Annotated in this window: 20 protein-coding genes; 11 read left to right on the forward strand and 9 right to left on the reverse strand. The window is 40.4% G+C overall.

Annotated elements, in window-relative coordinates; translation table 11 throughout:
* Positions 1-70: 70 nt before the first annotated feature.
* Positions 71-919: a LysR family transcriptional regulator gene (locus BWD47_RS03290; RefSeq protein WP_075593363.1), complete on the reverse strand. Its 849-nt coding sequence runs from the start codon at positions 917-919 to the stop codon at positions 71-73.
* 118 nt (positions 920-1,037) lie between these two features.
* Here BWD47_RS03290 and BWD47_RS03295 point away from each other — a divergent pair, with 118 nt between their 5' ends.
* Positions 1,038-1,700: an FMN-dependent NADH-azoreductase gene (locus tag BWD47_RS03295; RefSeq protein ID WP_075593465.1), complete on the forward strand. Its 663-nt coding sequence runs from the start codon at positions 1,038-1,040 to the stop codon at positions 1,698-1,700.
* A 70-nt stretch (positions 1,701-1,770) separates the two neighbouring features.
* On the opposite strand, the gene BWD47_RS20090 is transcribed toward BWD47_RS03295, so the two are convergent.
* Both BWD47_RS20090 and BWD47_RS03305 read right to left on the reverse strand, forming a co-directional pair.
* Positions 1,771-1,914, reverse strand: a complete 144-nt coding sequence (locus BWD47_RS20090; RefSeq protein WP_075593364.1) for a transcription activator effector binding protein — start codon at positions 1,912-1,914, stop codon at positions 1,771-1,773.
* Positions 1,915-2,071: 157 nt separating this feature from the next.
* Complete coding sequence (locus BWD47_RS03305) at positions 2,072-2,392, reverse strand: GyrI-like domain-containing protein (RefSeq protein WP_075593365.1); 321 nt, start codon at positions 2,390-2,392, stop codon at positions 2,072-2,074.
* Between the two features lie 189 nt (positions 2,393-2,581).
* Between BWD47_RS03305 and BWD47_RS03310 the strand changes: the two genes are divergently transcribed.
* The 6 genes from BWD47_RS03310 (at position 2,582) to BWD47_RS03335 (ending at position 7,284) form a co-directional block, all read left to right on the forward strand.
* Positions 2,582-3,208: a fused MFS/spermidine synthase gene (locus BWD47_RS03310; protein ID WP_036972611.1), complete on the forward strand. Its 627-nt coding sequence runs from the start codon at positions 2,582-2,584 to the stop codon at positions 3,206-3,208.
* Positions 3,193-4,080, forward strand: a complete 888-nt coding sequence (locus BWD47_RS03315; RefSeq protein WP_065979203.1) for a spermidine synthase — start codon at positions 3,193-3,195, stop codon at positions 4,078-4,080. Before BWD47_RS03310 ends, BWD47_RS03315 begins: the two co-directional genes overlap by 16 nt.
* Positions 4,077-4,553, forward strand: coding sequence for a TlpA disulfide reductase family protein (locus tag BWD47_RS03320; RefSeq protein ID WP_075593366.1), 477 nt, complete (start codon positions 4,077-4,079; stop codon positions 4,551-4,553). The genes BWD47_RS03315 and BWD47_RS03320 overlap by 4 nt, the downstream gene beginning before the upstream one ends.
* Positions 4,554-4,693: 140 nt before the next feature.
* Positions 4,694-5,170 (forward strand): MarR family winged helix-turn-helix transcriptional regulator, encoded by a 477-nt coding sequence (locus BWD47_RS03325; protein ID WP_036972607.1) that lies wholly within the window; start codon positions 4,694-4,696, stop codon positions 5,168-5,170.
* 4 nt (positions 5,171-5,174) lie between these two features.
* Positions 5,175-6,236 carry an HlyD family secretion protein gene (locus BWD47_RS03330; RefSeq protein WP_036972606.1) on the forward strand — a complete coding sequence of 354 codons (1,062 nt, stop codon included), beginning with the start codon at positions 5,175-5,177 and terminating at the stop codon, positions 6,234-6,236.
* A 13-nt stretch (positions 6,237-6,249) separates the two neighbouring features.
* Positions 6,250-7,284, forward strand: coding sequence for a DUF2955 domain-containing protein (locus BWD47_RS03335; protein ID WP_075593367.1), 1,035 nt, complete (start codon positions 6,250-6,252; stop codon positions 7,282-7,284).
* Positions 7,285-7,314: 30 nt separating this feature from the next.
* On the opposite strand, the gene BWD47_RS03340 is transcribed toward BWD47_RS03335, so the two are convergent.
* Both BWD47_RS03340 and arfB read right to left on the reverse strand, forming a co-directional pair.
* Entirely contained in the window at positions 7,315-7,638 is a 324-nt protein-coding gene (locus BWD47_RS03340; RefSeq protein WP_036972603.1) for a hypothetical protein, read from the reverse strand.
* 133 nt (positions 7,639-7,771) lie between these two features.
* On the reverse strand, positions 7,772-8,185 hold the full coding sequence (gene arfB, locus BWD47_RS03345) for an alternative ribosome rescue aminoacyl-tRNA hydrolase ArfB (RefSeq protein ID WP_065979207.1): 414 nt from the start codon (positions 8,183-8,185) through the stop codon (positions 7,772-7,774).
* Between the two features lie 111 nt (positions 8,186-8,296).
* Between arfB and BWD47_RS03350 the strand changes: the two genes are divergently transcribed.
* Positions 8,297-8,857 carry a short-chain dehydrogenase gene (locus BWD47_RS03350; RefSeq protein WP_075593368.1) on the forward strand — a complete coding sequence of 187 codons (561 nt, stop codon included), beginning with the start codon at positions 8,297-8,299 and terminating at the stop codon, positions 8,855-8,857.
* Positions 8,858-8,902: 45 nt separating this feature from the next.
* Here the strand turns inward: BWD47_RS03350 and BWD47_RS03355 are convergent, their stop codons facing one another.
* From BWD47_RS03355 to BWD47_RS03370, 4 genes are read right to left on the reverse strand one after another with little or no spacing between them, the layout of a single operon-like run.
* Entirely contained in the window at positions 8,903-9,637 is a 735-nt protein-coding gene (locus BWD47_RS03355) for a phytanoyl-CoA dioxygenase family protein (protein ID WP_075593369.1), read from the reverse strand.
* 4 nt (positions 9,638-9,641) lie between these two features.
* Positions 9,642-10,223 carry a uracil-DNA glycosylase family protein gene (locus BWD47_RS03360; RefSeq protein ID WP_036972599.1) on the reverse strand — a complete coding sequence of 194 codons (582 nt, stop codon included), beginning with the start codon at positions 10,221-10,223 and terminating at the stop codon, positions 9,642-9,644.
* A 19-nt stretch (positions 10,224-10,242) separates the two neighbouring features.
* Entirely contained in the window at positions 10,243-10,605 is a 363-nt protein-coding gene (locus BWD47_RS03365; RefSeq protein WP_036972597.1) for a VOC family protein, read from the reverse strand.
* 9 nt (positions 10,606-10,614) lie between these two features.
* On the reverse strand, positions 10,615-11,307 hold the full coding sequence (locus BWD47_RS03370; RefSeq protein WP_036972594.1) for an aspartate/glutamate racemase family protein: 693 nt from the start codon (positions 11,305-11,307) through the stop codon (positions 10,615-10,617).
* Between the two features lie 207 nt (positions 11,308-11,514).
* Here BWD47_RS03370 and BWD47_RS03375 point away from each other — a divergent pair, with 207 nt between their 5' ends.
* Genes BWD47_RS03375 through BWD47_RS03385 form a run of 3 tightly spaced genes read left to right on the forward strand, consistent with a single transcriptional unit; the run spans position 11,515 to position 13,786 of the window.
* Positions 11,515-11,856, forward strand: a complete 342-nt coding sequence (locus BWD47_RS03375) for a hypothetical protein (RefSeq protein ID WP_036972593.1) — start codon at positions 11,515-11,517, stop codon at positions 11,854-11,856.
* Positions 11,853-13,454 carry a PepSY domain-containing protein gene (locus tag BWD47_RS03380; protein ID WP_075593370.1) on the forward strand — a complete coding sequence of 534 codons (1,602 nt, stop codon included), beginning with the start codon at positions 11,853-11,855 and terminating at the stop codon, positions 13,452-13,454. Before BWD47_RS03375 ends, BWD47_RS03380 begins: the two co-directional genes overlap by 4 nt.
* Positions 13,451-13,786 carry a DUF3325 domain-containing protein gene (locus tag BWD47_RS03385; protein ID WP_036972590.1) on the forward strand — a complete coding sequence of 112 codons (336 nt, stop codon included), beginning with the start codon at positions 13,451-13,453 and terminating at the stop codon, positions 13,784-13,786. The genes BWD47_RS03380 and BWD47_RS03385 overlap by 4 nt, the downstream gene beginning before the upstream one ends.
* Positions 13,787-13,951: the final 165 nt, after the last annotated feature.

Genomic DNA, 13,951 nt, shown 5'->3' on the forward strand with positions numbered 1-13,951 from the left:
CGCAGCTTAATAACTTAAACTGCGGCTTTTTTATGCAAGCTGTAAACCCCCGTTACAGATTACTAAATGTTTAATTTAATAATCGCTCTAACCACTCAATTACGGTTTTATGTGTGTTTGTCTCAAAGCGAGACTTATCGGGTATGTAATAACAAAGCTGTGATTCTACAGCACGGCTCTTAAAGTGTGTGAGTAACCCTGCATCAACATAGGGTTTGACCAACGTGTTTGAGCAAAATACAGCGCCATTATTTGCCAATGCTTGTTGAATACCAAATAACTCCTGATCAAACGACTTAATCTCGAACTGCGATGAGCTTTGGTTGTTTTTAGTCAGCCACTCAGTGAGAGGGGGCGCAGCTAATGCGTTGTTTTTCCATTGACTAGTGTACAAAGTAACGTGCCCATTTAGCCAAGGTGCGCGCTGGTGCGTGCTTGCAGCAAAGACATTAAAAGCCTCATATTTTATGATATCAGCTTCGTTGATTTCTTCTTTATTCCCAAGTCTAACGGGTAAAGTATGCAATTGTTTATCCAGCGCTTCACTGGTTGATATATCGAGCGTTAATTGTGGATACTGCGTGTTTAGCGTATGTAAAGCGGGTATTAGCCTCATTGCGGCAAGCGATGAGGTGGTTGTTATCCGAATGTGGTTATTTGCTTGGCTTAGCGTGTCTAGCGCATCAAAAATTAGTTTAAACCCTTTTGAAGTGCTCAGGCTCAAGTATTCACCCGTTTCAGTTAAGGTGATTTTTCTTACTTCACGATGAAATAAATCGGTGTTTAAACGACTTTCGAGGTTACTTATATGATGTGAAACTGCGGTAGGCGTAATCGCAAGTTCTGCAGCTGCAGCTTTAAAACTGCCCAAGCGCGCAGCCGACTCAAAGGCTTTTAAGGATTGTAATGATACTTGCATAAAAAACTCTCGCAGATTTATAGCTGAGTATAACTTACTTATAGTGAATTTTAACTCGTTTGTTAAAACGCCTCAATTTATTGATGATACCCATACATTAACTAATGAGGTTTTACTTATGACTACCCTTCTACATATTGATGCTAGCGTACGTGCGGCAAAAAATGATAATTCAAGCCATGATTCAATTTCAAAGAATATTGCTAAACATTTTATAAGCTGCTTACAAAATACTAATGCAATAGCTGAGTATATCTATCGTGATGTAGGGATTCACCCGCCTTCTTTTATTACTCAAGCGTGGATAGGTGCTGTGTTCACACCGGCTAATAAGCAAACCATAGAACAACAAGCGCTGCTTGCTGAGTCAGATGAACTTATTAGTGAAGTCGCTAAGGCCGACACTATCGTGATCTCAACTCCTATGTATAACTACGGTATGCCCGCGCAACTAAAAGCATGGTTTGATCAAATAGTTCGTATTAACAAAACTTTTGATTTTGACTTAGGACGTGGTGATTTTCCTTTAAAACCGCTGCTAAATGGTAAACGCTTAGTGATCATTACCTCTACAGGCGAGTTTGGCTTCGAGCAAGGTGGGATACGCGAGCATATGAGCCATTTAGTGCCTCATCTACGCACATTGAGTCTGTATTTAGGCGTTGAGAAAATCGACGAAATTGCAAGTGAATACCAAGAGTTTAATGATGAAAGGCATCAGCGTTCACTCACTAACGCCTATGCAAAAGCTGAACAAATAGCACTGAGTTTTTATAAATAGCCAGCGCCGCATTAAGCGGCGTATTTAGTCAATTTGTAATGGGGGTTTACACGCGTTGTTTAGTGCATTGCTATTCAACAGAAATAAACACCTCAACCTCATCGCTACTTTTATAAAACTCGTAGTCAGTTTTATAAGCGCGAATGTGTGGGCACTGCTCATTACTAAAGTATTGCCAAACTTGACCCCATACATCAATCACAGCGTGTGGCATACTTCCTTGACCACTAATACCATTTTGCAAAAATACTTAATCATTTTGAGTGATTAAACCAGTCGCTACCTGCGTTAAAAATTTCTGATTTAGAACAACTAAATAACTAAATTTTTGCCTTGTTATCAACGCGGTTTTATTGCCTCAAAATAGATCACTAAATTAAGCACAATGGTATAAAGCGAAGATAATGCCCTGCAGCTAGATCAACGGACTCTGTTTCTACCGTATTTATCGGGGTATTAGTACAGGCATATACATCAAAGTCGCCGATGACATCTGATTCGTAATGTGTATACACACCGTAAACCTGGCTTGTTGAGGTCAGTTCTGGTGCTATTTCGCTATAAAAACGTTGCCATAAATGCCCTATTTGAGCGCCCTCGCCACTCATTTCATTCGCGTTACACGTGCGCACTTTAAAACCTGAAAGTGATTTTATTTCGCTAACGTTGATTGAGTTAATGTGCTGTTCCATCGCTTGAATCCTTTTTAATTGCTCCCGATAAAATACCAGACGATGACCTAATTAGCCTCTTTTTTTATAAAGGTTATTTAAAAAGGTATTTTTATCAATGCCCCTTTTATGGACAAAAAACAGTCATAGCATCGAGTTCATCATCAGGTTAAGATGGATTAAAACTATAACGAAATCAGCAGGTGTTTAATGAATAAAATCAATGCGCTTATCTACTTTTTAGCATTCAGTAGTGGCTTTTGTATAATGGGGATTGAATTACTCGGTGGGCGAATTTTAGCCCCATTTTTTGGTAGTAGTGTGCATATTTGGGGCAGTATTATTACTGTGTTTATGTTGAGCTTATCAATTGGTTATTTGCTTGGCGGTAAACTTTCTACTCGCAACCCTACATTAACCAAATATGGCGCTATCTTTTTTATTGCCAGTATTATGGTGATACCAATTGTTATGTTTGCTGAGCCAATTATGGCTTTTATTTTCAGTCATATCGAAGACAGTCGTTATGGTTCTCTGCTTGCCTCAATGGCATTGTTTTTCATTCCAACTATTATTTTAGGCATGATCTCGCCATATTCGGTGCGGTTATTGGTTACCGATCATGAAAAAAGTGGACAAGTGGCTGGCGGGTTATATTTTGTGAGTACATTAGGCAGTGCGCTGGGCACTATTATCACTTCGTTTTATATGGTGCTGGCATTTGATGTTAATGACATTATTAAAACATTTGCTGCTGTACTCGGTGCTTTGGGGTTACTTGCTATTGTTGTGAGTCAGCTTTCGGTTAAGGAGCGTGCTGTATGCTTAGAGTCTTAATATGGTTAGTGTTAATCATGCCATTCATTGCACAAAGCAAGGTAATACACAAAGAACGCTCTTTGTATCGCAACATTTTGGTCGAGAAAAATGCTGACTTACTGTGTTTAAAATTTAATGAAAAAACCCGTAAAAGTACGCAAAGTTGTATGTACCAAAGTGACCCTAAAAAGTTAGTGTTTAATTACACTAAAATGACCTTCGCAAGTTTATTATTTATTGATAATCCAAAGAATGTGCTCATTATTGGATTGGGGGGTGGCACACTTTCTAACACCATTCATGAACTCTACCCCAATGCACATATAGAAAATGTAGAAATTGACCCTGCGGTGATTAAAGTTGCACGCGATTATTTTGATTTTGTTGAAACCGACAGCGTGACATCAAAAGTGCAAGATGGACGCATTTTTATAAAACGCGCGGCATTAAAAAAGCAAAAGTACGACTGGATTATTCTCGATGCCTTTAACGGCGACTACATTCCTGAGCACTTACTTACAAAAGAGTTTTTTGCTGAAGTAAAAAGTGTTCTGACCAAAAACGGCGTTGTTGCCGCGAACACCTTTTCATCAAGTAAGCTCTATCAGCACGAGTCTGCAACCTATTTTGATGTCTTTGGTGATTTTGTAAATGTAGTGACAGATAAAGATTCTAACCGGATAATTTTAGCGGGTTTTCATGCCATGCCCACAGAACAACAAATTGCTGAGCGGGTAAAGCGTTTAACGCCAAAATTAGCCCCTTATGATGTCGATATGCAGTTGCTTAGTGAGCACTTGTTTTATACTAAAGGCAACCAAGACTGGCCAAAAGACACCAAGGTCTTAACGGATCAATATTCACCAGCAAACTTGTTAAATTATCAATGATCAAACTCATCTTCGCTCTATTTCTTTTTGTTAGCTCTGCTGTGATAGCAGAGCAACCTGCATCGACAACTGTTTCACCTAGCCAGCAACAACTCGCAGCGTTACTCAGCCAAAATAAAGGAAAAGTGGTGCTATTAGATTTTTGGGCGTCGTGGTGCAGCCCTTGTCGCCGCTCGTTTCCGTGGCTTATTGAAATGCAAAATACGTATCGTGAACAAGGATTGACGATTATTGCGGTTAACATTGATGTAGAGCGCGCAGATGCTGAGAAGTTTTTAACTGATTTTGCGGTTAATTTTAATATCATTTATGACCCCGATGCTGTCATAGGCAGGCAATATCAACTCAAAGGGATGCCCAGCAGCTTTTTAATTGATAAAGAAGGGATAGTCCGCTACCAACATACGGGCTTTGTAATTGATAAGTTAGACCAATATGAGCAGCATATTAAAACGTTAATCGCACCTTTGTGAACTGACAGGTTATTATTTTCGTTGTTTCGGTTGTTTCGGTTTTTTCGATTAGTTCTATCTGTTTTATAAAATGCATTAATATTTACTTAGCATGCTAACTACATTAAAATAGTTAGCATGCTAAGTAAATGGAGTGCATTATGTCCTCTTCTATCCCCTTTCATGAAACCCTTGATCTAACCTTGTGCGGAAGCATGGGGCGTGTTCATCGTTTATGCCGCGATGCCGTTACATTTGCGGTTGAGCCTTTAGGTTTAACGCAATCGCGCTGGACGGTAATGATTCATTTATTTCACTTGAATCAAGGCTGCACACAGCAGCAATTGGCGAGTAGTTTAGGCATTGAAATGCCGTCACTAACACGCACTATTAAGCAGCTTGAGCAGCAAGAGATTATTGTACGCAAGTCAGATACCGAGGATAAACGCAGTAAACGCCTTTATTTCACCGAACAAGGTCTACAATTATTAGACACCTTGCGCGTTATTATTGCTGATGTGAAACAACACTTGTATGCAAATTTAACCACTGAGCAGCTCGATACCATGGCGCATGGTCTTGTGCAAATGGAAATAAACGCGCGCCAGTGCATTAAGCAATATTCAGGAGATAAGTAAGTTTATGACACCGGATCAAAAATTTGCCCGTTATGTAAAAATCTCCTTAGCGGGTTTTATTGTTTTATTTCTTTATTTTGTGGTTGCTGATTTATTCATGCCTGTAACTCCGCAGGCACGCGTGTATCACCCTGTTGTACAGGTAACGCCACAAGTCAGTGGGCGTGTAACGGATGTGTTCGTAACCAATAACCAGTCGGTTGTGAAGCAACAACCATTATTTCATATTAATGATGAGCCTTTTAAGCTTGCCGTACAGCAAGCCGAACTTGCTTACGATGATGCAAAGTTGCAAAACCAACGCTTAGATAGCAGTGTTAAAGCGATTGAAGCACAATTAGCAGCGGCAGAGGCCAAGTTACATGAGCAAACCTTGTTGTTTGAACGCGGCGAATCACTTCTTAAAAAGCGCTCTATATCAGAGCAGGAATACGAAACGATTAATGCGAATTATCAGTCGAGTAAAGCGAATGTGGCAGCGATTGAAGCGCAGCTGAGCGAAGCTAAATTAGCGCGTGGTAAAATGGGCGATGACAACCTAGCGCTTCGTCACGCCTTGAACCAACTAGAGCAAGCAAAGCTTAATTTGTCTTATACAAGTGTTACAGCAGAGACCGATGGTAAAGTGGCGAACTTGCAAGTTACGCCAGGTACTTATGCGAATAAAGGCCAGCCATTAATGGCGGTTGTGGCTAATAAAGCGGATCTTGTCGCTGATTTTCGCGAAAAATCACTCGTTCATGTGCAGGTTGGCAGCCGTGCAAAAGTCAGTTTTGATGCCCTACCCGGCAAGGTTTTCAATGCAAAAATTATCAGCTTTGAGGCCGGTGTGAGTGATGGTCAACTTAATGCTAATGGCTTATTAAGTGCCACTGAAAGTAGCAATCGCTGGGTCCGTGATGCACAGCGTCAGCGTATTCATCTGCAATTAGAGCAACACGACATGCTGGCTAAGTTTCCAAGTGGCGCACGAGCAACGGTGCAACTATTGCCTGAGTCAAGCATCGGTAGCTGGTTTGCGGGCATGCAAATCCGTTTGATCAGTGTTTTGCACTTTATATATTAAGGTTAAGTAAGTTATGTCAACACTGCAACTCGATGGGAATGGTTTGCGTCAAGCATTGCGTATTGCTACGGGCTCAGCATTAGGGTTTGCGCTTGCAAAGTTGATGAATTGGCCAAATGGGATCTTTTTTACTGTGTATCCTATGTTGTTGCTTGGCCTAGTACCTGTACTTAATATGCATATTATTCGTCAGTTTTATGCGGGTGCAGTATTCAGTGCATTGTTTGTACTTGTCGTTCAAGGTTTGCTTGCACATTTGCCTGTGGTCATGACGATGGTAAGTTTTTTGGCATTTGCTTTTTTGTTTTACCAAATGAGTCGTGGCACTAACTTTTTATTTGGTGCAACAACGGTAGTCAGCCTCTCGATTCAATTGCACTTTTCAACCTACACAGGGGCAGGAGTCAGTATTTATCCGTTGATCATCAGCAATGCAGTCGCTGTTATTGTAACCGTTGTTTTTTCGGTACTGATGCATGGAATTTTTCCTGATGTTTCACCCCGTCAAGCTCGCGTAATGCCTGAAAAAGCCAAAGAAAGTGTTCGGCATGAAGTCTTGTTATGTTCAACCGTCGCGACTCTTTCTTTTATTGTTTTTCAGGTATTTGATTTACAAGACTCTATTTCTGCACAGGCGGCGTCGGTATTGATTTTGTTTTCTTTATGCTGGAAAGCGGCGGGAATGGCTGCATGGCAGCGTGCTATTGGTACATTAATTGGCTGCAATTTAGCACTTGTGGCGCAGTTATTTTTATACAATCACACTGATATATTAATTTTTCCTGCACTGATTTTATGGATTTTGACCTTTATATTTAGTCGCTATCATATTTTATCTGGCGGCATTCCAGGGGTTGGTTTTGGTATTATTACGACCTTTGGCATCTTGTTTGGCCAGTCATTAGGGCCGGGTCAAGATCTGGTGTATAGCGCTTTATATCGCTTTTCATCGGTGTCGGTTGCAATACTTTTAAGCTTGTGTGCTGTCTATATTATGCATCACATACTCAATCGATTTGAAATGACACGCCACCATACATTTGATTAGTGCATGCGGGCCTGGTGACAAAAAAGGGAGTTAATCAGAACTCCCTTTTTTATTATTATTTGTTTCGAAGATGGTTGGCAGCGACTTTAATAACTCATCTTGCTTAGCCATACTCATACTCTCTACACAGGTTTTTGATGCAACATCGGCAACCCATGCCCCCCATTGTGAACTACCGGGTTCTTCTCCTGGGGTTGCCCACCATCTGGCTTTATAGAGTATCTCGTTATAACAGGTTTCACTTCCTTGCGGATAAGCGCTTCCGGCTTGCCAAGAATCAACGGCAAAGCTGGTCATAGGCAAAACTGACAGCGTTATCATAGCAACGCCGATTAAGCATATTTTTTGGCCCATTTGCGGCTCCTTTCAAAAGTGAGATAGTATAATTATTATAGTCTTGGTAGGATTAACCATCAATTAACTTTGTTAACAAGTTACACTTCTTTACAGTTATGCTTATTATTGATACTATTGGGTGATGATAAGGTTATAGGCTTATATTTTTTCTTAATGCTTTAGTTTGGCCTCTCTTCGTTTTGCTATCCATGCGCTTGCGTTGTGAATTTCTTGATGGCTTGGTTGCACGACGCTTTTTTTGAACCTGTGTTGCACTGATAATTAACTCTTTCAAACGATTGAGTGCTTCTTCTTTATTCAGTTCTTGTGTACGATGACTTTGCGATTTAATGACAATAACTCCCTCTTTGGTTAACCGAGAGTCATTTAAATTGAGTAATCTTTGTTTGTAAAAGTCAGGAAGCTTTGAACGCTTTATATCAAAGCGTAGATGAATTGCACTGGCCACTTTATTTACATTTTGTCCGCCTGCACCCTGAGAGCGGATTGCACTAAAGTCGAGCTCCCATTCATCAATTGTTACAGTATTAGAAATAATTAACATTAGGTTCAGTTAGTTGTGCTAAAAACTGTATTGTAACACTTGTAATTAGCTGATCATAATAACTCGCTAAGCAAGTCGGTTGTTATAAACTGGAAAAGAAAGGAAATCATGATGAAAGCACTAATTATTTCAATGAGTTTACTCGCGATGAGTTTTTCTAGCTTCGCACAAGATATTACCGAAAACCAACTACAAAGTTATATTAAAGCACTCCCCGCAGTTGTGAACTGGTCAAAAAATCAACCTGAGCTTGAAAGTGTAGACCTGGGTAACATGCTGGGTAGCACAGACGGGGTAGATACTTCTGTGGTAATGAGCGCACTGGGTCACATTAAAGAGCATGAGCTTTACACTGAATTTGCCGCCTTAACACAGCAGTATGGCTTTACGCCAGAGCAGCTTGTTACTGTGGGTTCTGAAGTTTCTATGGCCTATCTTGAAAATGTGAAGGCAACACTGTCACCAGAAAACCAAGCGCGAGTTAATCAAGCAATGAGTGGCTTACAAAGTTTAACTGCGTCTTCTGTAAGTTCTGGAACACGTTCAATGACCGGCGCCTTAGAGGGCGTGAAAGAAGCGAGTAATGCCCCCGTTGATGTTAGCGAAAACAACGTTAACTTGGTTAAAGAATATATGCCGCAGTTAAAGCAGTTATTTGCGATGCTGCAATAGTATTAAATGCAATGCGAGAAAGCGGCTAATTAAGCCGCTTTTTTATTAAATAAAAACCGCAGGATTTTCCAATTTCTTAAGCTGAGCATCTGTCGGTAAAAAGTCCGTGTTTATAAATTGCTCCACGCTCTCATGGCGTTCAAAAAACAGAATATCGAGTGAAAACCTATTGAGCCCATACAATCCTCGGTGAATCATATTGGCCGAAAAAATCAATAGATCACCTTTTTGTAGTGAGATAGTTTTACCACGGCTTAAAGAATCATAATTGTGAGCCCCTTGCAGCTCTAGCCTTACTGCTAATTCTTCTTCAGAATCCCAATTTTTATGACTCGCTGGTATTAACCCAATCCCATGTTCATCTTCAAATGCAATACGGCAATGCAGTACTTCAGGACCTGTTAGAGCCGATTGCTGTGCATTGATATCTAAATGATACTGCGAATCTCGGTGCCAATAATTATGTTGTTCTGGGTTGTAAGGATTAAAAAATAATTGGCTATTTAAAAACCGTGGTCTCGCGATGATTGAGGTAACCTGATTGAGCAATTGCGTTGAGTTTATAAAGTGGAATAAGCTCAGTTTTTCATTTTCTGTTAACCATGGAGACGCTGTGAGCCCTGAACTATTAATAGCTTTAGTTTTATAAAAAAGAGAATTTTCGCGAAGCCAATTATTATGAAATTTATCTAAAATGGGGCGAATAGCAGATAAAGCAGAATCATTGTAAAGCCCCTTTACATGCATGTAACCATGTTGCTTAAAAAAAGTATTTTCCATTGTGTTATCTATTAAGTAATGAACGTATTTGGCTACTCAGTTCAGGAAGCACTTGTTCTTCAAACCATGGATTTTTCTTTAACCAAATATTATTGCGTGGGCTTGGGTGTGGCAAAGGTAAATACTTAGGCCAATAATCACGCCACGATTTTACTAACTCTGTTAACGGCAACTGTTTGGTATGGGGTAAATGATACGCCTGTGCATACTTACCTAAAATGATAGTCAGCTCAACGTTGTTTAATTGGGCGAGGAGCTTTTCTCGCCAAGCAATAGCGCATTCCTTGCGCGGTGGTCGGTCGCCAGACTTACCTTTACCCGGATAGCAAAAGCCCATTGGTAAAATAGCGAAGTTTTGGGCATCGTAAAACTCGTCATCACTGACACCTAGCCAATTTCGTAATCGTTTTCCGCTGGCATCATTAAAGGGCACCCCTGTTTCGTGAACTTTAACCCCGGGTGCTTGCCCCGCTATTAAAATGCGCGCATTGGCATTAAATTGAATAACGGGACGGGCTCCTAACGGTAACTCAGGTTCGCAGATCACGCATTTACTAACTTGTTCTAAGAGTGTTTGATGTTTCATTACTTAGTAAAAATCTGATCTATGCTTGTTTTGACCACACGGCAAGCTCGTTGCCACTGGGTTCTGTAAAGTGGAAGCGGCAACCTCCTGGGAAATCAAATAATGGTTTTATAATAACCCCGCCGTGGTTCTCAACTTGAGCTTGGGTTTCTTTAATATTGTTAGAGTAAAGTACCAATAACGCCCCGCCATTGCTCGTTAAACTGGTTAAGGGTGCTTGATAAAAGCCGCCATCAAGCCCTGCTGATTCACAGCTGAAGGCTGTATATTCGGGGCCATAGTCAGTAAATTTCCATTTAAATACCTGCTGGAAAAAAGTTTTGGTAGCGGTTAAATCTTTAGCGGCGAATTCTACATAATTTAGACTGTGGTGATTCGACATAATAGTCTCCTAGTTTATGCTGTGCTTAAGCGCCATTGAACAATGCAATGCGGTGCTATCAAATAACGGAATGGCGGTATCAGTGTGTTGAATTAGCAAGGCTATTTCGGTACAACCTAAAATGATTGCTTCTGCACCTTGTTGGTATAGTTGATTGATAATTCTCAAATAAGCGGCTTTAGAGTCTGGGTTTATGATACCTATGCAGAGCTCTGTATAAATAATTTCATGGATCACCGCGAGTTCGTCTGGCTCAGGAATTAGCACTTCAATTCCAAATTTGTCACTGAGGCGCTGTGTATAAAAATCTTGCTCCATGGTAAATGACGTACCTAGTAATGCGACTTTTTTGTGTTTACTGGTTGTAAGCTGCTCTCCAACGGCATCGGCAATGTGTAAAAGAGGAATCGAGATAGCTGCTTGAACTTGCTCTGCAAGCTTATGCATGGTGTTAGTACAGATAAGCAAACAATCAGCACCCGCAGCCTCAACTTGCTGAGCCGCATTTATTAATATTTCTGCCATTTTAGGCCAGTTTTGCTGTTGTTGAAGCGTTGCTATTTCGGCAAAATCAAGGCTAACTAAGGTTATTTTTGCTGAATGTAAACCACCAAGCTTATCTTTAACTCCCTGATTTAAAAGTTGATAGTAGATCTGTGTCGACTCCCAACTCATACCGCCAATTAATCCGATTGTTTGCATTATAACTCCTTCTGCTGTGTGCATAACACCATAGGCTATTGTGTAAAACAAAGCTAGCAGATCATTATTTTACTAACTATGAAATCGGGTTTTAAATCGTTCCTTTATAAAATACGGTTACGCAAATGATAATCACTATCTTTTTGGTTTTGTCACTATATAATAATGCGTTTTCTTCTCGTTTAACTTTTTTTTTAAGGGATTATCATGCACTCTCAGTCCTTACAAGCTGGGCAAGCTAAAGAACCAAGAGGCGCTAAAAAACGTTCACAGAGCCTGTCATATCGTGTTGCTGTGTTTTTTCGTTTTGTTGCTGCCATCTTAGGGGGTTATGTTTTTACCAGTGTATTTATCTCATTACTGGCGGTCTTATTGCCGCTAAATAAACTCGACAGTGTGTTGTTGACCACAACCTTATCGGTCTTTTTTTATTGCTGCGTGTTCATATGGGTGTTTGCAGTTAAGTCACTGAAGGTCGTTTGGATCACCATCTTACTAACGACAAGTCTGCAATTATTCGTACTGGCTTTGATTAAGGGATGGCTATGAAAGAGAATTTCTTCCGTTCAATGACGTGGTTACACACGTGGGTAGGTTTATTAGTTTGCTGGCTTTTATTTTTAATTTTTTTCGCAGGCACGTTGAGCTTCTTTAAAGACGAAATTAGTTTTTGGGCTAAGCCTGAAATCCATCAAGTACGTCATCAAGAACACCGTGTTGATTCACAAGCAAAGCAAATTAACGATGTGTTTGCAGATTTACAGCAAAAAGCACCTAACTCTCTTTCGTGGCGTATAAACATGCCCGACTCGCGAAACCCCGTTTTAAGTTATGGCTATGCAGAACCTAAGCAACCAGGTCAACGTCGTGCTCCGTTTAATTACACTCATATAGACCCAAATACACTGGAACCAGTTCCTGAGCCACGTGATACTAAAGGCGGCGGCTTTTTTTATCGTCTGCATTTTGATTTGCATTATATAGATGTGTTTACTGCGCGTATTCTTGTTTGTTTAGCTTCAATGTTTATGTTGGTTGCACTTGTCACGGGGGTCGTAATTCATAAGCGTATTTTTAAAGATATGTTTTCTTTTCGTCGTAATAAAGGCAGTAGAAGCTGGTTAGATGCGCATAACGTGTCGTCTGTTTTGGCGCTTCCTTTTCATATTATGATTACTTACACAGGTATCATCACACTGATTTTTATGTTGTTCCCTTACCCCGCAGAAACCGTGTATGAAGAGGGATTAAGTCAGATGTTTAATGAAGCCTTACCGGTCAATAAGCGCGCGGCGCCATCCGATGAACACCGCCCCATGGTGGCAATAAATCAGGTTTTAGATCAGATTTATACTAAGTACCCTAATGCCGATATAAGCCATGTATTTGTTCGTAATGCCAATACGGCGTCATCACAAATCGTTGTCTATCTGGCGACAGCTAAAGAGGTGGTCGATAATGGCCCTCGTTATTTATTTAATGGTGTAACAGGGCAAATAGACGCGCAATCAGGTGAAGACTGGAGTGCATCGGCACAATTTTACGATTCAATGACCGCGCTTCACAGTGGGCGATTAGCTGAGCCATTACTACGATGGCTGTACTTTTTATGTGGGGTTGCTGGCTGTGCCATGATTGCGACTGGTTGCATGATGTGGGCTAAGCGTTTAAGAGAGCGCATGAAGCCTGAACAATCAGCACACCGTGGCTTGAAGCTTGTTGAAACGTTAAATTTAGCTACATTAATGGGCTTGCCTTTTGCAACGTGTGCATTTTTTATCGCGAACCGATTACTACCTATAGAGTTAGCCGCACGTGCCGATAAAGAGGTTCTAGCCTTTTTCTTAGCGTGGTTATTCATTGCTGTTTTGGCTTTGTTTGGACGTACTCAGTCACATTGGCGCTTAGCTGCGTGGTTAAATGCGGTGGCATGTTTTTCAATCCCTTTAATTAATGCATTTACAACAGAGGGAAATTGGATCAGCTATTTACTAACTCAGCAATGGGCGCTATTTGGCATTGATAGTGCATTTATCTGCGCTGGTTTGATGTTTATTGTTCAAAGCAGAAAAATACCTAGCCATGGCAACGTAAAAGAAAAAGGCAATTTATTTAAAAACAGGCAGTTAAAGGAGCAACAAGGATGATGGAATTACTGCAATTTAGTCTCTGCTTTTTAGCGTTTAATTGTTTTGCACTTGCAAAGTTTAATCATTTTCGCGATGTATTTAAAAAGAAACTTACTGAAAAACAGCGATATAGATTTTTAACGATTGGCTGGATCACTATTTTACTAAGTTTAGGACTGAGTGTGATGAGTGAAGGCGGATACGGCGCATTATTATTTTGTGGTTATATGGCGTTAAGTGTTCTTATGCTTATGATTTTATATAGTTTTACGGTCTCGTGGGTAAAACACATCAGCGCAATAAATGTGTCTGTTTTGGTTTTAAGTGGGCTTTCAGTGATGATTTTCTAGTTAAGTTAGTAAAAAACTGATCTCAAAAAAAAAGGGTAGGCAATGCCTACCCGAGCAGGGGATTAAATTGGGGATCACATGTCATGTTCAATTTAATGTCGCACAGTGTGCCTCTTTTCCATGACAATTGTGTTGCACATTCGTGATAGTTTAAAGACGCGTGTA

The organism is Pseudoalteromonas sp. PAB 2.2, from assembly GCF_001938575.1.
GTDB classification, from domain to species: Bacteria; Pseudomonadota; Gammaproteobacteria; order Enterobacterales; family Alteromonadaceae; genus Pseudoalteromonas; species Pseudoalteromonas lipolytica.